21 protein-coding genes and 1 riboswitch are annotated in these 18,488 nt (G+C 67.9%); of the genes, 12 read left to right on the forward strand and 9 right to left on the reverse strand.

The window, feature by feature from the left end; genetic code table 11:
* Positions 1-14 precede the first annotated feature (14 nt).
* Entirely contained in the window at positions 15-959 is a 945-nt protein-coding gene (locus tag J8M50_RS05530) for a glucosyl-3-phosphoglycerate synthase (RefSeq protein WP_010351194.1), read from the reverse strand.
* A 165-nt stretch (positions 960-1,124) separates the two neighbouring features.
* Positions 1,125-1,272, forward strand: a riboswitch (SAM riboswitch).
* Positions 1,273-1,289: 17 nt separating this feature from the next.
* Between J8M50_RS05530 and thrC the strand changes: the two genes are divergently transcribed.
* The 4 genes from thrC (at position 1,290) to groL (ending at position 5,736) form a co-directional block, all read left to right on the forward strand.
* A complete protein-coding gene (gene thrC, locus J8M50_RS05535) occupies positions 1,290-2,585 on the forward strand; it encodes a threonine synthase (RefSeq protein WP_029183495.1) in 1,296 nt (431 codons plus the stop codon).
* Positions 2,582-2,857, forward strand: a complete 276-nt coding sequence (locus J8M50_RS05540; protein ID WP_010351196.1) for a MoaD/ThiS family protein — start codon at positions 2,582-2,584, stop codon at positions 2,855-2,857. Before thrC ends, J8M50_RS05540 begins: the two co-directional genes overlap by 4 nt.
* Positions 2,858-3,301: 444 nt before the next feature.
* Complete coding sequence (locus J8M50_RS05545) at positions 3,302-3,505, forward strand: cold-shock protein (protein ID WP_004986573.1); 204 nt, start codon at positions 3,302-3,304, stop codon at positions 3,503-3,505.
* 608 nt (positions 3,506-4,113) lie between these two features.
* Positions 4,114-5,736: a chaperonin GroEL gene (groL, locus tag J8M50_RS05550; RefSeq protein WP_010351197.1), complete on the forward strand. Its 1,623-nt coding sequence runs from the start codon at positions 4,114-4,116 to the stop codon at positions 5,734-5,736.
* Between the two features lie 93 nt (positions 5,737-5,829).
* On the opposite strand, the gene J8M50_RS05555 is transcribed toward groL, so the two are convergent.
* Positions 5,830-6,498 (reverse strand): Uma2 family endonuclease, encoded by a 669-nt coding sequence (locus J8M50_RS05555; RefSeq protein ID WP_010351198.1) that lies wholly within the window; start codon positions 6,496-6,498, stop codon positions 5,830-5,832.
* Between the two features lie 182 nt (positions 6,499-6,680).
* Between J8M50_RS05555 and J8M50_RS49635 the strand changes: the two genes are divergently transcribed.
* Together J8M50_RS49635 and J8M50_RS05565 are read left to right on the forward strand one after the other, a co-directional pair.
* Positions 6,681-7,184 carry a hypothetical protein gene (locus tag J8M50_RS49635; protein ID WP_178970297.1) on the forward strand — a complete coding sequence of 168 codons (504 nt, stop codon included), beginning with the start codon at positions 6,681-6,683 and terminating at the stop codon, positions 7,182-7,184.
* A gap of 529 nt (positions 7,185-7,713) precedes the next feature.
* The gene (locus tag J8M50_RS05565; protein WP_119611487.1) at positions 7,714-8,277 is read left to right on the forward strand and encodes a hypothetical protein; all 564 of its coding nucleotides are present in this window, start codon (positions 7,714-7,716) and stop codon (positions 8,275-8,277) included.
* Between the two features lie 95 nt (positions 8,278-8,372).
* On the opposite strand, the gene J8M50_RS05570 is transcribed toward J8M50_RS05565, so the two are convergent.
* Positions 8,373-8,834 (reverse strand): cupin domain-containing protein, encoded by a 462-nt coding sequence (locus tag J8M50_RS05570; RefSeq protein ID WP_010351202.1) that lies wholly within the window; start codon positions 8,832-8,834, stop codon positions 8,373-8,375.
* Positions 8,835-8,954: 120 nt separating this feature from the next.
* On the opposite strand from J8M50_RS05570, the gene J8M50_RS05575 reads away from it, so the two are divergent.
* Entirely contained in the window at positions 8,955-9,278 is a 324-nt protein-coding gene (locus J8M50_RS05575; RefSeq protein WP_059048028.1) for a winged helix-turn-helix transcriptional regulator, read from the forward strand.
* Between the two features lie 242 nt (positions 9,279-9,520).
* On the opposite strand, the gene J8M50_RS05580 is transcribed toward J8M50_RS05575, so the two are convergent.
* On the reverse strand, positions 9,521-9,784 hold the full coding sequence (locus J8M50_RS05580) for a DUF397 domain-containing protein (RefSeq protein WP_010351204.1): 264 nt from the start codon (positions 9,782-9,784) through the stop codon (positions 9,521-9,523).
* Complete coding sequence (locus J8M50_RS05585; RefSeq protein ID WP_010351205.1) at positions 9,768-10,607, reverse strand: helix-turn-helix domain-containing protein; 840 nt, start codon at positions 10,605-10,607, stop codon at positions 9,768-9,770. The genes J8M50_RS05580 and J8M50_RS05585 overlap by 17 nt, the downstream gene beginning before the upstream one ends.
* A gap of 117 nt (positions 10,608-10,724) precedes the next feature.
* Here J8M50_RS05585 and J8M50_RS05590 point away from each other — a divergent pair, with 117 nt between their 5' ends.
* Positions 10,725-10,958 carry a hypothetical protein gene (locus J8M50_RS05590; protein WP_010351206.1) on the forward strand — a complete coding sequence of 78 codons (234 nt, stop codon included), beginning with the start codon at positions 10,725-10,727 and terminating at the stop codon, positions 10,956-10,958.
* Positions 10,955-11,176: a hypothetical protein gene (locus tag J8M50_RS05595; protein ID WP_010351207.1), complete on the forward strand. Its 222-nt coding sequence runs from the start codon at positions 10,955-10,957 to the stop codon at positions 11,174-11,176. The genes J8M50_RS05590 and J8M50_RS05595 overlap by 4 nt, the downstream gene beginning before the upstream one ends.
* 81 nt (positions 11,177-11,257) lie before the next feature.
* Here J8M50_RS05595 and J8M50_RS05600 read toward each other — a convergent pair whose 3' ends face one another.
* Complete coding sequence (locus tag J8M50_RS05600) at positions 11,258-11,839, reverse strand: ALF repeat-containing protein (protein ID WP_010351208.1); 582 nt, start codon at positions 11,837-11,839, stop codon at positions 11,258-11,260.
* 290 nt (positions 11,840-12,129) lie between these two features.
* On the opposite strand from J8M50_RS05600, the gene J8M50_RS05605 reads away from it, so the two are divergent.
* A complete protein-coding gene (locus J8M50_RS05605; protein WP_010351209.1) occupies positions 12,130-13,245 on the forward strand; it encodes an NADH:flavin oxidoreductase in 1,116 nt (371 codons plus the stop codon).
* 137 nt (positions 13,246-13,382) lie between these two features.
* Positions 13,383-14,888, forward strand: a complete 1,506-nt coding sequence (locus tag J8M50_RS05610; protein ID WP_010351210.1) for a carboxylesterase/lipase family protein — start codon at positions 13,383-13,385, stop codon at positions 14,886-14,888.
* A gap of 354 nt (positions 14,889-15,242) precedes the next feature.
* Here the strand turns inward: J8M50_RS05610 and cpt are convergent, their stop codons facing one another.
* Positions 15,243-15,779 carry a chloramphenicol phosphotransferase CPT gene (gene cpt / locus J8M50_RS05615; protein WP_029183497.1) on the reverse strand — a complete coding sequence of 179 codons (537 nt, stop codon included), beginning with the start codon at positions 15,777-15,779 and terminating at the stop codon, positions 15,243-15,245.
* 120 nt (positions 15,780-15,899) lie between these two features.
* Between cpt and J8M50_RS05620 the strand changes: the two genes are divergently transcribed.
* The gene (locus J8M50_RS05620; protein WP_010351212.1) at positions 15,900-16,466 is read left to right on the forward strand and encodes a hypothetical protein; all 567 of its coding nucleotides are present in this window, start codon (positions 15,900-15,902) and stop codon (positions 16,464-16,466) included.
* A 43-nt stretch (positions 16,467-16,509) separates the two neighbouring features.
* Here J8M50_RS05620 and murQ read toward each other — a convergent pair whose 3' ends face one another.
* Positions 16,510-17,436 carry an N-acetylmuramic acid 6-phosphate etherase gene (gene murQ / locus J8M50_RS05625; RefSeq protein ID WP_029183498.1) on the reverse strand — a complete coding sequence of 309 codons (927 nt, stop codon included), beginning with the start codon at positions 17,434-17,436 and terminating at the stop codon, positions 16,510-16,512.
* 113 nt (positions 17,437-17,549) lie between these two features.
* Entirely contained in the window at positions 17,550-18,434 is an 885-nt protein-coding gene (locus tag J8M50_RS05630) for a MurR/RpiR family transcriptional regulator (RefSeq protein WP_010351214.1), read from the reverse strand.
* Positions 18,435-18,488: the final 54 nt, after the last annotated feature.

Below are 18,488 nucleotides of genomic sequence, written 5' to 3' on the forward strand. Positions count from 1 at the left end.
ACCCCGAGAGCCACTCACGCGACCTTCCGCCTCGCGTACTCCGCGATCTCCACCATCGGCGGCCTCTCCTCCGTATCCACCGAATACGTCCGCGCCTCGAACCCGCCCTCGCTCCGCTCGAACTGGGTCAGCGCCGGACGGATCAAGTGCCCGCGCGCCAGCCGCAGTTGAGCCGTACGGTAGATCGCCGCCGACATCCGCCCCAGCGCCTGCCCGTCCTGGTGGCGATGCTTGCGCACCCCGATATCGACCTGGGCCAGAGCGTCGAGGCCCACCAGATGCAGGGCGTCGACCAACATGCCCAGCTCGACCCCGTACCCCACCGGGAACGGAAGCTGCTCCAGCAGACTCCGCCGGGCCGCGTACTCGCCCCCCAACGGCTGGACAAACCCCGCGAGTTGAGGCCAGTGCATGTTCAGCAGCGGGCGCGCCATCAGCTCCGTCACCCGCCCGCCCTGCCCCGCCGCGCCGGCGAGGGGACGGTCGTACATGCCCTTCACCAGATCGACGTCCGGATCGGTCAGCAGTGGACCCACGATCCCGGAGACGAAGTCGGAGGAGAAGTCGCGCAGGTCCGCGTCGATGAAGCAGACGATGTCGCCGGTGGTGGCGAGCAGGGACCGCCAGAGCACCTCGCCCTTGCCGGGGACGGCGGGGATGCGGGGCAGGATCGCGTCGCGATGGACGACGCGCGCGCCCGCGGACGCCGCGACCGACGCCGTACGGTCCGTCGAACCGGAGTCGACGACGACGAGCTCGTCGATCAGCGGCACCTGGAGCATCAGGTCGTGGCGGATGACCGCGACGATGTCACCGACCGTCGCCTCCTCGTTCAGCGCGGGGAGGACCACGGAGACGGTCAGACCGGTGGCCCGCTTCGCCGCCATGATCCGGTGGAGGGGGCGGTCGGTCACCGACCAGGAGCGGGTGGCCAGCCAGCGCTCGGCTTCTTCCAGCACAGTCAGCGGCTCCTCACTGTCACGGTCACACTGCGACGTGTGATCCATCTCGCGCCTCGGACGACTATCTCAACTGTCGTGGCCTTCGGTTACAGTCTTGAACAACGCTGGTGACCATCGCATGTCGGGGGCGCCAGGCGGACAGCTCCACCCATAACTTCATACCGCTCATCCAGAGGGGCAGAGGGATACGGCCCGATGAAGCCCCGGCAACCCTCCAGCCGGTCTCGTGCGTGATCACGCAGCGAGGCTCCCGGCTAGGGAAGGTGCCAAATCCGTCTCACGGCGAGATGCGTCGTGAGGAAGATGAGGAGAAAGGGCCTCGCCTCCATGGCTGTGCAGACGATCGCAACCACCGCGTCGACCTCCGGAACCACCGTCGACCTCGGTCCCGCCGAAGCGCTGAGCTGTCGAGAGTGCGGACATCGCGTCCCTCTCGGCCCCTTCTTCGCCTGCGAAGAGTGTTTCGGCCCGCTGGAGATCGCGTACGACTTCGATGGGTATGACACCGAAGAGCTCCGAGCCCGCATCGCCGCAGGCCCCGCCAACATCTGGCGCTACGCCCCCCTACTCCCCGTACCTGCGGACGTAGCCGAGAAGCCCAACATCAACCCGGGCTGGACCAAGCTCGTCCAGGCCGACCGCCTCGCCGCCGAACTCGGCGTCGACCAGGGCAAGTTGTTCGTCAAGGACGACTCCGGCAACCCGACCCACTCCTTCAAGGACCGCGTCGTAGCCCAGGCGCTCGAAGCGGCGCGCGCCTTCGGTTTCACCACCCTCAGCTGCTCCTCGACCGGCAACCTCGCGGGCGCGGTCGGCGCCGCAGCCGCCCGTGCGGGCCTGCGCTCCTGCGTCTTCATCCCGCACGACCTGGAGCAGGGCAAGATCGTCATGGCCGCCGTCTACGGCGGTGAGCTGGTCGGCATCGAGGGCAACTACGACGACGTCAACCGCTTCTGCTCCGAGCTGATCGGCGACTCGGCGGGCGAGGGCTGGGGCTTCGTCAACGTCAACCTGCGGCCGTACTACGCCGAGGGCTCCAAGACGCTGGCGTACGAGATCTGCGAGCAGCTCGGCTGGGAACTTCCGGACCAGCTCGTCGTACCGATCGCCTCGGGATCGCAGCTCACGAAGATCGACAAGGGGCTCCAGGAGCTGATCAAGCTGGGGCTCGTCGCGGACAAGCCGTACAAGATCTTCGGGGCGCAGGCGGAGGGGTGCTCGCCGGTGTCGGTCGCGTACAAGGCGGGGCACGACGTCGTACGGCCGCAGAAGCCGGACACGATCGCGAAGTCGCTGGCCATCGGGAATCCGGCGGACGGGCCGTACGTGCTGGACATCGCGCGGCGGACCGGCGGCGCGGTCGAGGACGTCACCGACGAGCAGATCGTCGACGCGATCAAGGTGCTGGCGCGGACGGAGGGGATCTTCGCGGAGACCGCCGGTGGTGTGACCGTGGGGGTGACGCGCAAGCTGATCGAGAACGGGTTGCTGGACCCGTCCCTCACGACCGTCGTCCTCAATACGGGTGACGGCCTCAAGACGCTTGACGCGGTCGCCGGGACCGGTCTGACCGCCACCATCCGCCCGACCCTGGACTCCTTCCGAGAGGCTGGCCTCGCATGAGCGTGACCGTTCGTATCCCGACCATCCTGCGTACGTACACCGGTGGGCAGGCCGAGGTGGCCGCCGAGGGCGGGACCCTCGGGGAGGTCATCGCGGACCTGGAGAAGAACCACACGGGCATCTCCGCGCGCGTCCTGGACGACCAGGGGAAGCTGCGGCGGTTCGTGAATGTGTACGTCAATGACGATGACGTCCGTTTCGAGCAGGGGCTTGAGACGGCGACTCCCGACGGCGCCGGCGTCTCCATCATCCCGGCGGTCGCGGGGGGCTGAGTTCTCCGGTTGACCTAATGTCATTACCGGCCGGTAGTAACCGTCAGTAATGCACATTACTCATTGTTCATCGAATTGCCCTCTTCGCTTCGAAGCGGAGGGGGCAATTCTGTGTGGTTGAACGAGGTAGGGTTGGGGAACCCGCGCGCGCTCGCCCTTCTTGCATCCGACAAGAAACAGCCAAAGTGTGCGTCTCTTGCGTGGCATTTGCGGCATATGCCCGGCCCGACTTGCCCTGACCTCTGGTGAATTCTCACCACATTCCGGATCGTGTGCGTCCAGAATTCTCGTCCGATTGACCTGTTGCAGACGGCAGTTGGACAGATACATTCAGCCGCGGTCGACGCGTTCCGGCGCACGCCCCCAATACGGCAGGGGGGTGAGGTCTGACCCGGACCCACGAAGTGTGGGTTCGCGCAAGGGCCAGTAATAGGGGAGTTAGGCATGGCTCAGGGCACCGTCAAGTGGTTCAACGCGGAGAAGGGGTACGGCTTCATCGCGGTCGACGGTGGTGCGGACGTCTTCGTCCACTACAGCGCCATTCAGATGGACGGCTACCGCACCCTCGAAGAGGGCCAGCGAGTCGAGTTCGAGATCTCGCAGGGTCAGAAAGGCCCGCAGGCCGACATGGTTCGCGTCACCGCCTGAACATTCAACAAAGGACCCGCACCTGTCCAGGGTGCGGGTCTTTTGTTGTGGGCGGGGTGGGTGTTGAAGGTCGCAGGGTGCGAACTGTGCTTTTTAGGGGCGCGGGGCTGTGTCGATGTGCGGCTCCGCCGCGCGGGCGCGAACAGCGCACGACGCACCCGCGCGCGCCAGGCTGCTTCCCTGCCTGCTGCCGACGGTGCCGATCTGACGCCGAGCCGCCCCAGGTCTTTTTAGGGGCGCGGGGAACTGCGCGACAAGCCACGACGCACCCGCACCCGCTCACGCACCATCACCCCCCACCCCCTTCGATCCACCCCCGAACCCGCAACTCGCCAGACCACCCCCGCCACCCCCGCAACCTGCACTTTCCCCACCCCGCAGCTCCCAAGACCCCCCACCCCCCACCCGTACGGCCTTGCACTCTCAGGGGTCGAGTGCTAATCATTGGCGTTAGCACTCTCCCTGTGAGAGTGACAACGAAGGACCGAGTCGGTGAGGTTCACGGCGAGGGTGGGGCAAGGGACCACCAGACCGCGGGACCGTCCGTCGCGGGCGCGGGCGCGGTCCATTTGCGGTACTCACCCCCAGTCCTGGAGGGACCACTTCACATGGCCAAGATCATCGCGTTCGACGAGGAGGCGCGGCGCGGCCTTGAGCGCGGTATGAACCAGCTCGCCGACGCCGTCAAGGTCACCCTCGGCCCCAAGGGCCGCAACGTCGTCCTTGAGAAGAAGTGGGGCGCCCCCACGATCACCAACGATGGTGTGTCCATCGCCAAGGAGATCGAGCTGGAGGACCCGTACGAGAAGATCGGCGCCGAGCTGGTCAAGGAAGTCGCGAAGAAGACGGACGACGTAGCCGGTGACGGCACGACGACCGCGACGGTCCTGGCCCAGGCACTGGTCCGCGAGGGCCTCCGCAACGTCGCCGCAGGCGCCAACCCGATGGCCCTGAAGCGCGGCATCGAGAAGGCCGTCGAGGCCGTCTCCGGCGCGCTCCTGGAGCAGGCGAAGGACGTCGAGACCAAGGAGCAGATCGCCTCCACGGCCTCCATCTCCGCCGCCGACACGCAGATCGGCGAGCTCATCGCCGAGGCGATGGACAAGGTCGGCAAGGAAGGCGTCATCACGGTCGAGGAGTCGCAGACCTTCGGCCTGGAGCTTGAGCTCACCGAGGGCATGCGCTTCGACAAGGGCTACATCTCGGCGTACTTCGCGACCGACATGGAGCGCATGGAGTCGTCCCTGGACGACCCGTACATCCTGATCGCGAACTCCAAGATCGGCTCCGTCAAGGACCTGCTCCCGCTCCTGGAGAAGGTCATGCAGTCGGGCAAGCCGCTGCTGATCATCGCCGAGGACGTCGAGGGCGAGGCCCTGTCGACCCTGGTCGTCAACAAGATCCGCGGCACGTTCAAGTCCGTCGCGGTCAAGGCGCCCGGCTTCGGCGACCGCCGCAAGGCGATGCTGAACGACATCGCGATCCTCACCGGCGGCGAGGTGATCTCCGAGGAGGTCGGCCTCAAGCTGGAGAACACGACGCTGGACCTGCTGGGCCGCGCCCGCAAGGTCGTCATCACCAAGGACGAGACGACGATCGTCGACGGCGCCGGGTCCTCGGACCAGGTCGCCGGCCGGGTCAACCAGATCCGCGCCGAGATCGAGAACTCCGACTCGGACTACGACCGCGAGAAGCTCCAGGAGCGCCTGGCGAAGCTCGCGGGCGGCGTGGCGGTCATCAAGGCCGGTGCCGCGACCGAGGTCGAGCTCAAGGAGCGCAAGCACCGCATCGAGGACGCCGTTCGCAACGCGAAGGCCGCCGTCGAGGAGGGCATCGTCGCCGGTGGTGGCGTGGCCCTCATCCAGGCCGCCGCGGTCTTCGAGAAGCTGGAGCTGGAGGGTGACGAGGCGACCGGCGCTGCCGCCGTCAAGCTCGCCCTTGAGGCCCCGCTGAAGCAGATCGCCGTCAACGCCGGCCTCGAAGGCGGCGTCGTGGTGGAGAAGGTCCGCAACCTCCAGGTCGGCCACGGCCTGAACGCCGCGACCGGTGAGTACGTCGACATGATCGCCTCCGGCATCATCGACCCGGCGAAGGTGACGCGTTCCGCGCTGCAGAACGCCGCCTCCATCGCCGCGCTCTTCCTCACCACCGAGGCCGTCATCGCCGACAAGCCGGAGAAGTCCGCCGCGCCTGCCGGTGGCGGTATGCCGGGCGGTGACATGGACTTCTGATCCATCTCCCGCGAGGGACGGATCGGCGGTACTACTGAGGGCGGTACTTCCCAGGTATGGGGGGTACCGCCCTCGGGCGTTGTCTCAAGCTTGTCAGTTGCCGTACTTCTTCCTGAGCGGCTCGGTGTCGAGGGTGATGCTCACGGGAGGGGGCAACGTGACCGTAGTACCCCAGGGGTAGGAGGGGGCCTGTTGGTAGTGGCCGTCCTTGGGGTCGCTGTGGACGACGAGGGTGTGGTTGTCGCGGTCGATGAGGAGGTAGACCGGGATACCGGCCTCGGCGTAGCCGATGGGCTTGTCGATGCGATCGCGCTGGTGGGTGTCGTAGTCGTGGGAGGTGATCTCGACGGCCATCAGCATGCCGTCGGGATCGGACCAGGCGCCGTGCGTGTCGAAGTGGCCCACCGGTGCGAGAAGGCCGTCGGGGATGGAGCGGCCCTGGCGGTATGCCTCGGTCTTCACGGTCCGGGTCAGCATGAGGTTCAGCTCGGGGCGCTGCTGCATGCACTGTCGCAGCAGCCACATGGCGATTTCGTCGTGGGCGCCGTCCGGCACTGCCTTGACCTCTAGTTTTCCGTGGATGTACTCAAGCCGGACGGTCTCCGGCGCCCGCCGCGCCAGCTCCTCGAAGTCCTCGACGCCGAGCGGGTCCCTCGTACGGACTTGGCCGTCGACGAGTTCGAGCCGGACGTTCTCGGGAGCTGCGGCGGCGAGTGCCTCGAAGTCCTCGATAGGCATCTGCGGGTACTGGGTGGGGGTCATGGCGTCGCCTCCTCCCCTCAATGGTGCCCCGGGGCGGTGTCGGCGGACCGTGGGAGCGGTCATACGGGTGTCCTTTCTCGCAGCGGCACCCCGATCGCAGCACGGATCCCATCCGCACGGGCCCGAACACCGGGGAGTCCAGAAGCACGGCAGGGCGCACAGCAGTCGCCCCCACACACCCCTTGCACACTCCCCCCGGCAGAGCCTCCGGCCTCCCCGGCACCCCGCACTCGGAGCACTCCAGAAGTCGTACGGGTCTCACGGCCTCAGGTACTACGGGTCGTACGGGTACCGGTGACGGCATCTTGTCGACGAGGCGGCGGTGGAGCAGCGCGGCAGGGGAGTGGACGACGTGGGGGAGCCCGGCGGTGAGGGCGGTGCGGACGGCCTCCGCGTTGGCGCCCCGCGCGAACCACTCCTCGACCAGCGGAGCGAGCCGCGCGCACTCGGCGGCGGACAGGAACAGCGAGGGCGCGGTACGGCTGATCGCGGCGAGGAGGATGACGGCGCGTGAACGGGTGGGCGGGGGTTCGGAGTTGTCCGGCGGTACGTCACCCCGCGTGAACGCGGCCCACCAGTCGTCCGCGCGGGCGGTACGGCTGAAGAACGTCCGGGTGACCCAGAGTTCGGTCCCGGAGGGGGAGGCGACCTTCTCCTGCCCCCGCCTCAAGTGCCCGGCCGCCTGAATCCTGTTGAGCGAGGTCCGCAGCGCGCACTGTCCGTACACGGTGGTCTTGGCCAGCATCTTCACGGAGATGTCGGCGCCGTCGGGGAGCCGGTCGAGGTATCCGGCGATGGCGGCGTCGCGGGGGAGGAGGTGATCGAAGTCACCTTTGCTGCGCGGCCGTTGACCGGGGGCGGTCCGTTTCCCGTACCCGGGCTTGGCCATCGGGTGCGGGGGCACGTCGGCAGTACTAAAGTTGGCGTCAGCCATTAAGGCGTCCTTTTGTCAGCCAGAGGACGGCTCGGATGGTCAGACCCCCACAGGTGTTGTCAGCGCCTGTTGGGGGTTGATTACTTCCGGGGCCTGTGTGTTGTTGCCAGCACCGTAAAGCCAACTGACACTCCGTTGCAACCCGAACCCGCAAAGTCAACTGGCGGGGTGGGAGGGTGGGTTGAGACCCACACCCATTCAAAAAAGCAACGCCTCGAAGCTCAGGACTTGAGCCCCGGGACGTCGAGAATCACACCTCGCTGAACAGGGAGAAACCCTCGATGACATCGTGGGAAGTGGCCGTGGTGCAAGCCGACATCACCGCCCACATGACCCTCTACACGCAAGCGCCGATCGCGAAGAAGACGCGCGTACGGGGCGTCCTCCCGGGCCCGGCGGGCGCCGAGACCGTACACATCGCGGTCGGCGGCCGGAGAACGTTCGCCGGTGAGTTCCGGGCTGTGTACGAGATGCCGCTCTTCCGGCAGGACGAGACGCTGCTCTCGTGGCAGGCGGTCGCCTTCGTGCGGCGCGAGTTGGGGGAGGCCCGCCCGGTAGACCGCGCCCACACACTGCTGACCACCCTGAGCTGCCCACACCCGAGCTTCGAGGAACGGGAGAGCGCCGAGTCGCTGTTGGTCGGGTTCCTGTATCTGCGTGGGGGCCGGATGCGGCTGTACGTACGTCGCCAGGACACCCCCGGGGTCGTCGCCTGCGACGTACGCCTCGCGGAGGCGGGTCCGGCGGTGATTGCGGAGGTGTTCTCGCGGTCGGGGGAACGGGAGTTGTGGGCGGAGCCGGAGGGGGACCCGCACTGTGCGGCGGTGCTGGACCTGGTGCACTGAGGGAACCGGTGATCTGCGACGCGCGGGGGCCGACGTCAAGTGTTTGTGAGTGGCGCCGAAACGGCCGTCCCCGTGACTACACCCACGTCAGAAGATCAAGACGGCGTGTGCACGAAGGTTATTCCGTGCTTGCCGGCGAGTTCCAACACGGCCTGGGGGTCGTCGGTTTCATGCAGGCTGCCGAAGTTCTCGACGAGGTCTTCGGCAAAGTGCTCGAACCCACCGGGAGACGAGACTTGAAGCAGTCGGGGTGCTACGTCCGAGGCCGGGCGGACGGCGTGCGGAATTCCGCGGGGCAGCAGCATGAAGTCGCCCGGCTTGGCTGTGTAGACGCGGCCGTCGAACGTCGCCTCGATTTCACCTTCGAGCATGTAGAGGACTTCGTCGTCGTTGTGGTGGATATGGAGAGGCAGTTCGCCGCCGACGGTCACCTCCAGCACGGAGAAGCCGCCCCCGGTGTCCTCGCTCCTTGCCTTTACGGCGAATTCGGGCGCCACCGGTACGCGGGTGGGCCTGCTCTCGCCCTGTGAGAGGTAGATGAACCGATCTGTGCTCATGTGTTCTCCCGGGATGGGTGGGATCCGTCGACCAACATCACCGTATGGGCTCAGATGAATAAACGGCAGTACGATGTTCTCCTGTACCTAAGTATTCTTTTGAATACCATTGGAGAGATCATGTCGGAGGTGGAGGACGTGCGGCGCCAGATGCGCCGAGTTCTGACGATGATCAGCGGTAAGTGGAAGATGGAGATCCTCTGGCTGCTGGACCAGCGGACCCACCGGTTCGGTGAGCTCCGCCGCGAGATCCCCCAGGTGACCCAGCACATGCTGACCAAGCAACTGCGTGAACTCGAAGGCGACGGCTTGGTGGAGCGCAAGGTCTATGCGGAAGTCCCGCCCCGCGTGGAGTACACGCTCACCGACAAGGCCCGGTCCCTGAAGCCCGTATTCGAATCGCTCCTCGCTTGGGCCGTGTCTCAGGAGACTTCACAGAACTGACTCGACGGGGGCTTCCAACACGACGCCGGGCCATTTACGGAGCAGTTGGGGCGAGGCGGATGGTGTTCGACGGCTTCCGCAGGTGTATGGGCTCGGGCTTGTTGGCGCCGTTGCCGATGTTCGGGTTGTTGTGCGAGGGGGTGTACGCGTATGGCGCGGAGGGGTACGGGGGTCGAGCCCCGGGGTGGCTAGGGGGCTGACGAGGGCCGCCGCGAGCGGGGGCCCAGGTCGGGTGGGCGGGGTCAGAGCTGCTTGAGGTCTTCGACGAAGGCGGTCCAGGACTGCGTACGGAATACGAGCGCCGGGCCGGAAGGGTTCTTGGAGTCGCGGACGGGGGTCAACGAAGGGTGTCCGTCGGCGACTTCGAGGCAGTCACCGCCCTGGCCGCCGCTGTACGTCGACTTGCGCCACCGGGCGACTTCGAGGCAGTTGCCGCCCTGGCCCCCGCTGTAGCTGGACTTGTACCAGGTGGCGCCGTCCAGGTCGTACTCAGTGCTGTTCCTCATGGGCGTAATCCTCTGCCACCGACTCGATCAGAGCCAATGAATCTTGCGGAGAGAGTGCGCTGGCCGCGAGGAGGTTGAACATCAGGGTGTGTCGGGTGACAGTGGCCGGGTCGTCGATCAGATTGCCCATGTCCGGAGCCTCGACGAAGGAGAGTGGGGGAGCGTCCTCGAAGTCCATGATCTTCAAGGAGCCGTCCGTCGCGACATGCGCTCCGACAGCGAACGGCAGCACCTGTACGACGATCCGACGCTCACGGATCAACTTCGCGATGTGGCGCAGGTTTTGTGCCATCACCGCCGGACTGCCGACCGGTCGGCGGAGCACGGCCTCGTCGAGGATCGTCCACAACAACGGGTTTGTTGGATCGTCGAGAATCCGAGCCCGTTCCAGTCGTAGGGCCACGTCCTCCTCGATCTCGGCGTCGGACGCGAACGTTTTGTACGCACGGAACACCGCCGTGGCGTACTCCTTCGTCTGCAACAGGCCAGGGATCAGCGTGGACGCGTACTGCCTGATCTCCGTCGCCTCTGCCTCAGCCTCCACCGCCTCGGCAAAGTGGTCCGGGTACTTGGACTTGGCCATCGTCTTGGAGTGCCGCGTGAAGAAGTCCCCCGTCCCCAACTCCTTGTCCAGTTGGGGACCCATCTCAGGGCGGATGCGCCGGATACCCGCCTCCATCTGACCGATGTACGACCCGCTCACGAACAGAAGCTCGCCCAAAGCGGTCTGGCTGTACCCCGCCCGCTCCCGCGCGTGCTTCAACTCCTCACCCACCAGCGCGCGGGACGAAGTCGCAGGGTCGAGATCCTTACGTCGGGCCATAGCTTGACTCCCATTCCCACAAGCGGAGTTGTCCTCGCGGCGTCCCTAGCCAGGCTAGAAGAGACGCCGCCACGCTGTGTGGTGAACGGAAACACTCAGCGTGGAGGAAGTGCGCACATGAAGGAGCTGACCGGGGCCGACGAGCCCACCCCCACCATCGACGAAGCCTGCACCAGACTGCGGAACGCCCTCGCGGACGCCGGCATCACCCTCCCCTCCCTCGCCGTCGACCAGGTCTCGGCGACGCACCGCGACCGGGCGTACCACCTGCTGGACCTCGGCCGCTGCAACGTGGACACGGCGACTCGCCTCACCGCCGCCCTCATCCGCGCGGGAGCCCCAACTCGATGACGAAGATCGGCACTTACGTCCTCGACACCCGCTCGAACCGCATCGGCGAGGTCATGGACCACCTGAACGGCCACCTCCAACTCCGCCCGATCGGCGGCGGAGTCGAATGGGACTGCCACCCCGAGGACACCGAACTCCCCACAGGGGAAGCCCTGTTGAGTGAACGGGTCCGCACGCGCAACAGGAACACGCGCACCCGGAGCAAGCTCAACCCCTGAACACCGGGGAAGCAGCAACAAGCCCCGCCTACAGGCCGGTTCACGGCACGAGGCGGGGCCGCCCTTCTGCTGGTCGGCGTCTCAGACCTCGTACTGCCCGACCTCAAGGAAGTACCGCAACTCCTCCGGCGTCCCGTCCATTGCCCGCTGCGCCGCAGCGAAGAGCGCGGGGCTGATGTTCGGGTTCGCGAGGATGCGCGCGACGGCGACCCGGTCGTCCTCGGCCTGGGCGAGGCGGAGACCGGTTTCCAGGAAGGCGCGTAGTACTTCAGGCGTACCGTCATCGAGGGCCTTGTTGGCTTCGCGGACGACCGCCTTGCCGTGGTTCACGAAGAGGATGTGGGAGATCGCGACGGCGTCGTCCTCGGCGAGGGCCAGTCGGTACCCGGTCTTGAGGAAGTTCCGCTTGTCCTCGATCGTGCCGTCGAGCGCCTTGCTGGCCTCACGCTTCACACCCCGGCCGCTGCTCGGCAGCGCCATGATGCGGGAGATGGCGAAGCTGAGTTCGGTCTCCGTCATCTCGTCGATGGGGGTTTCGGTGGAGGCCGTCGCCACGGTCGCCGGGGTCGCCGGTGTGGCCGCGAGTGCGGGGGAAGTGAGGAGGAGCGCCGGAGCGAGGGCGGCTGTCGTGAGCAGAAGGGCGGCGCGGGTCGGGCGTCTCATGTTGTTGTCTCCCCGTAGTCGTGTTGAGGCGGAGAGCTTCGCACGAGGGACGGGGTCGACGCATTTCCGATAACTGGCAGTGTTCCAGGGGGAGTTGTTGCCGGTGTGCTCCAGGGGGTCGTACCGAGAGTACCTCTCAAGTACTACGGGGTGTCCGGGATCACACCTCCCTACCCCCTCGTCCGGAAATGGCGTGGACCACGGTCCGGTTGACCTAGACGTACAAGGCGTATGCGCATGCACATACCCACTGGTCAGTCCGACGACTTCACGAGCGAGGAGCCCTTCCCGTGGCAGCCACCCCCACCCGTGCCTCCGAGATCCTGTCCCGCCCGGTCACCATCAACGGCCTCACCCTCGCGAACCGCATCGCGATGGCCCCGATGACCCGCATGCAGTCCCCGGAGGGCATACCTGGGGAGGACGTCGCGTCGTACTACGCACGTCGTGCTACCGCAGGGGTAGGCCTGATCATCACCGAGGGGACGTACGTCGGTCACGACTCGGCGGGCGAGAGCGACCGCGTACCCCGCTTCCACGGCGAGGAGCAGCTCGCGGGCTGGGCGAAGGTCGCCGACGCCGTCCATGCGGCCGGCGGCCGGATCGTCCCGCAGCTCTGGCACATCGGCATGATCCGCAAGGCGGGCCAGCCGCCGTTCACGGACGCCCCGCCGGTCGGCCCCTCCGGCCTGCGCGTCGACGGCACCGCCGACGGCCACACGATGACCCAGCGCGACCTGGACGACGTCATCGGCGCGTTCGCGCAGAGCGCCGCCGCCGCCGAACGCCTCGGCTTCGACGGCATCGAACTCCACGGCGCCCACGGCTACTTGATCGACCAGTTCCTGTGGGGCACGACCAACCGCCGCACGGACGCGTACGGAGGCGACCCGGTCGCCCGTACCAAGTTCGCGGCCGAGATCGTCGCCGCCGTACGCGAGACCGTGTCCCCGGAGTTCCCGGTCATCTTCCGCTTCTCGCAGTGGAAGTACGACAATTACGACGCGCGGCTCGCCGAGACGCCGGAGGAGCTGGAGGCGATCCTCACGCCGCTCGCGGCGGCCGGGGTCGACGCCTTCCACGCGTCGACGCGCCGCTACTGGGAGCCGGAGTTCGACGGCGCCGACCTCAACCTCGCGGGCTGGGCCAAGAAGCTCACCGGCAGGCCGACGATCACCGTCGGCTCGGTCGGCCTCGACGCCGAGTTCAGCACGGCGTTCGCCGGGAAGGGGTCCGGGACGAAGGGCATCGACGACCTGCTGGAGCGCTTCGAGCGGGACGAGTTCGACGCGGTGGCCGTCGGGCGCGCGCTGCTCCAGGACCCGGAGTGGGCGGCGAAGGTGCTGGGCGGCCGGTCCGAGGAGCTGCGGGCGTTCGACCCGGCGTCGCTCCAGACGCTGAGCTGAGGCCCCACGCCTGCGCCCTACCCTTTTGTCACCCACACGAGTGAACTCCGGCCGGATCGGCGGCTCGCTGGAACCCTTGTTCGAGGCGAGCCGTTGGGCGGGGCAGAGGCGGACAGTGGGAGACGAGAGGAGCAGGGATGGCGGCGGAAGAGGTTCGTACGACGGCGGGTGCGGTCCGGGGCAGGCGTGAGGACGGCCTGACGGTGTTCCGGGGCATGCCCTTCGCCGCACCCCCGGTGGGCTCCGCCCGCTTCCAGGCGCCGACTCCTCCGGCGCCCTGGGCGGGCGTGCGGGACGCGTACGAGTTCGGCCCCCCGCCCCCGCAGGAGACCGGCCTCCAGGGCACCCCCGCCACGGGTGGGGACGACTGGCTGACGGCGAACGTCTGGACGCCGGAGCCGGCCCCGCAGGCCCCGCGCCCGGTCATGGTCTGGATCTACGGCGGCGCCTACCGCGGGGGCCACGCGAGCAGCCCTGGCTACGACGCCCAGCACCTCTCCCGCAAGGGCGACGTCGTGGTCGTCACCTTCAACTACCGCGTAGGCATCGAGGGCTTCCTCCACATCGAGGGCGCCCCCGCCAACCGGGGCCTCCTCGACCAGATCGCCGCCCTGGAGTGGGTCCGCGACAACATCGCGGAGTTCGGCGGCGACCCCGGGAACGTCACGGTGTTCGGCGAGTCCGCGGGCGCGGGATCGGTCGCCGCGCTCCTCGCGGCGCCGTCGGCCCGGGGCCTCTTCCACCGCGCCATCGCCCAGAGCATCCCGGTCACGTACTTCTCCGCGCCCCTGGCCCGGGACATCGCGGCGGCGCTCGCGGCGGAGGCGGGCGTACGGCCGACGGCGGCCGACCTCGCGACGATCCCGCCGAGGAAACTCCCCGAGGCGGGCGAGGCCCTGTCGGCCAAGATGGCGGCGTACACGCGCTGGGGGCAGGTCGCGCCGACGTCCGTGCCGTACTCGCCGGTGGTGGACGGCGACATCCTGCCGAAGACCCCGTGGCAGGCGGCGAGCGCGGGCGAGGTGCGGGACATCGACCTCCTGATCGGCCACAACTCCCAGGAGTACCGCCTCTTCACGGTCATGGGGAACCTCCTGGGCCGCATCACGGAGGACCAGGCGACGGCGGCGCTGCGCATGTACGCCCCCGGCGGAGGCGAGCCCGGCGAGCGCGCGTACCGCGAGGCCTTCCCGGACGCCACGGCGCAGGACCTCTTCGAACGCGTCCAGTCGGACTGGCTGTTCGCGATGCCGTCCCTGTACCTCGCGGAGGCCCAGCTGGCGGCAGGCGGCTCGGCCCACCTCTACGAACTGACCTGGACACCCCCGGCCCACGGCGGCATCCTGCGCGGCTGCCACGCCCTGGACGTCCCCCTCCTCTTCGGAACGTACGCGGCGGACATGGGCGCGGTCGTCTTCCCCGACGGCGAGGTCCCGCCGGACGCGGCCGACCTCACCGCCCGCTTCCAGACGTCCTGGACATCCTTCGCCCGCACCGGCGACCCCGGCTGGGCGGCGTACGACCTGGAACGCGGGCTCACGCAGATCCTGGACACCCCGTCGGAGGTCAGCCGCTACCCGGAGGAGACGGCGAGGGGGCTGTGGGAGGGGTACGAGTGGGAGGCGCTGCCGCTGGTGGACTGACGGGGTGGGGGTGACCGGGGTTGGGCTGACGGGGTCGGCGAGGGGAGGAGGGCTGGATCACCGGCGGTGGCGAGGCGAGGGCGTCGTGCAGGTCGGCGCGGCAGCAGAGGGGCTCGCGCTGGCGAGGCCGGAGCGGCGGGGTGCTGCGCTGGCGAGGCCGGTGTGGCGGAGGCGTTGCGCTGAGGGGGGCCGAGCGGTGAGGGGTGCTGCGCTGGCGAGGCCGGTGTGGCGGAGGCGTTGCGCTGAGGGGGGCCGAGCGGTGAGGGGCGTTGCGCTGGCGCGGCCGGACCAGCAGAGGTGCTGCGCTGGCGAGGCCCGAGCGGTGGAGGCGTTGCGCTGACGCCCCCGGTGACCTCAGCCCCGTACTCTCTCCGCGATCACCCGGGCGCACGCCAGGGACTCGGTGCGGCTCGTGTCCACGACGACGTCGTACCGGACCCCCGCGTGAGCGGCCTCCGCCTGGGACGCGGCCATCCCCGGCACCCGGTCCCCCCGAGCGATCTCCCGCCCGGCGGCGACCTGCGCATCACACCGCACCCCCACCCACAGCACATCCACCCCGTCGAAGACCTTCTCCCACCGCTGCTGTCCGTCAGCCCCACCGAGCAGTACGTCATCGACGATCACCCGCCCCCCGGCCCGAGCCACCGCCGCGACCCCTTCCCGCCAAGCCGCCTCGGCCGCCTTGAACTCTGCCCCCACCCGGATACTCCCGTCCGCCTCGAACAGAATCCCCTCCTCGGAGTTCTGCATCTTCCGAGGCAGCGCCTCCACGAACGAATCCACCCCGAAAGCCATCCAGGCCCCCGGCAGAATCTCCTGAAGACACCGAACGATCCCGGACTTCCCGGAACTGGACCCACCGTTGAGAAAAACGACCCGAGTACCCATACCCCCACAGTAGGAGCCCCCCGCACCCCCCGGACAACGGATTTCCGCCCCTCCCCACCGGCCGTTTCCACCCCCACCCGCCTACTCTGGACCCACCACCCCCGGCCGGAAACCCACACCATGAACCACGCCCAGCTCACCGCCCTAGGCCGAGCCCTCCGCCTTCTGGGCGAACACGGCGACGCGCTGACCGGCGACACCCCGGACGCCAAGCTCCACGAGATGAAGGCGGACATCCAGCGAGCCCTGGACCTGCTGGACGACAGCGTGGAGGGCGCGGCCCCGGTGACCCGCTGCGCCGAGCACCCCTACGGCCCCGTCGACGCGGAGGCCCCCGACGGCTGCCTCCTGTGCGAGACCCGCCGCAGAACGGCCCGCCGCTCGGAACTGAACGGCTCGCCCCCGCCCCCGCAGATCCCGACGACCCCCAGCAGGTACGGCGTACGGGAGGACCGCCCGCAACCCCAGCAACGCTGGCTCCCGGAGCTGTGGAACGGCCAGGAGTGGCAACTGTGCGGCACCCCCCGCAGGGACCGCCGAGAGGCGGAGGCATTCATCGCGGCGGCGCGCAGGGGCCCGCGCCCGGCGATGGCGTACCGCTTGGTCCACGAGTTCACGGACTACGAGGTACTACGGGTATGGGGTACCCCCCTGAAGGTGGACATCGAGCCCTTGGGCAACCTCTGAACCTGCCTTAGCTCCCAGGTACTACACCTCTAACCCGCAGGTACTACGCTCCGCGATGCGCGGCGAGCGCACTCCGCAGCTGCCCCCCGGCCTCCGCCAGCAACCGCCGGGCGGTCCCCGCGTCCACCCCCGCGAGCAGCATGAGCACCGCGTCCTTCACCTCGCCCCCGGTAGCCGTGAGCGCGGCCTCGATCTCGTCGTCCTCGGCCCCGGTCGCGACGCCGACGATCCGCCGGGACCGGGCCCGCAGCTTCTCGTTGGACGCGCGTACGTCGACCATGAGGTTCCCGTACGTCTTCCCGAGCCGGATCATGGTGATCGTGGAGATCATGTTGAGGACGAGCTTCTGAGCGGTCCCGGCCTTGAGCCGAGTGGACCCGGCGAGCAGCTCGCCGCCCACGACGACCTCGATCCCGTACTCGGCGGCGCTCCCCAGAGCACTGCCGGGATTACAGGCGATCCCGATGGTCAGGGCCCCTCTACCCCGTGCGTACTCCACCCCGCCTACCGCGTAAGGGGTACGCCCAGAGGCTGACACCCCCACGACGGAGTCGTCCCCCGTGAGAGCCACCCCCCGAAGATCCCGCACAGCCAACTCCCGGGAATCCTCGGCCCCCTCAACAGAATCGACAAGAGCCCCCACCCCACCGGCGATAAGCCCCACGACTTGCCCGGAAGAGGTATTAAAAGTGGGCGGACACTCGGAAGCATCCAAAACCCCCAACCGCCCAGCGGTCCCGGCCCCCATATAAATCAACCGCCCCCCACGCCCCATCCGCAGGGCAATGGCATCAACGGCGGCAGAAATAACAGGCAACTGGGTAGCGACAGCAGCGGGAACGCCGGCATCTTCACGATTCATGAGCCGAGCGATATCAAGCGTAGGCAGCTCATCAATCCGAGCGAAGTCGGCACGAAAGGACTCGGTGGGAAGGGAGGAGAGCTGAGAGAGAAGGTCGGAGGAGGACATAAAAAGACGGCTCTTTCAATCCAAGGGTTTGTGCACCTACCTCTAGGGGCGCGGGGAACTGCGCGATCAGCCACGACTCACCCGCAGCCCGAACGAAAGATCACCCCTACGGTCTACCGATGCCGATGGGCCAACGCCTCGTACGACGCAGCCAACGCGGGAGCCGCAGCTTCATAATTTCGCTGAGCAACTCCCACGAACAGACAGTCCACCACCAGTAACTGCCCGGTCCGCGACGCCATGGCCGCAGGCCGCAACTCACTCTCTCGGGTGGAGGAAGTGGTCAACACATGATCTGCGTACTGAGTGACCGCACCATTCACCCGCCCGGTAATGGCAATAGTGGTAGCCCCTCGCTCGAACGCGACCCGCAGCGGCTCGATCACATCCCCGGTGGACCCGGAATGCGTAATGGCGACGGCAACATCCCCGCCCCGCAACTGCACCGCATTGGTCACCGCAAGATGAGGATCACTGTGCGCATGGGCAACAATCCCGATACGCAGAAACTTCTGCACAAGATCCTGAGCGACAAGCCCGGAAGCCCCGACGCCATAAACATCGACGCGCCGAGCAGAAGCGGCGGCAGAAACAGCGGCTCCGAGCTGAACGGTATCGAGCCCGGCGGCGGTATCGGCCAACGTCTGCTGCTCGGCATGAGCAAGCTTGGTGACGACGTCACCGATGGGATCGTCGACGGAAATATCCGTGGTCAGCACGGGTGCCCGCCCGGACTGCTGATGCGCCGCGAGCCCGGCGAGAGCGAGCCGAAGATCGCGGTACCCGGGATACCCCAGTACCCGAGCGGTACGGACGACGGTCGCCTCACTGGTCCCCGTCCGCTCCGCGAGCCCGGTGACGGTGAGCGCCGCGCACCCCGCGGGGTCCCCCGCGACGGCCTCGGCGACCCGCTGCATGGACCGGGTCATGGAGGGAGCGAGCGTACGTACCTTGGCCGCGAGCGCGCCGCCGAAAATTTCTTTCACGTCACGGGTCACACTCTGAAAGATATTTTCATTTCGGTGACCGGGTCAAGAGTGCGCACAATGAAG

This window comes from Streptomyces acidiscabies (assembly GCF_020010905.1).
In the GTDB taxonomy this organism is placed as follows: Bacteria; Actinomycetota; Actinomycetes; order Streptomycetales; family Streptomycetaceae; genus Streptomyces; species Streptomyces acidiscabies.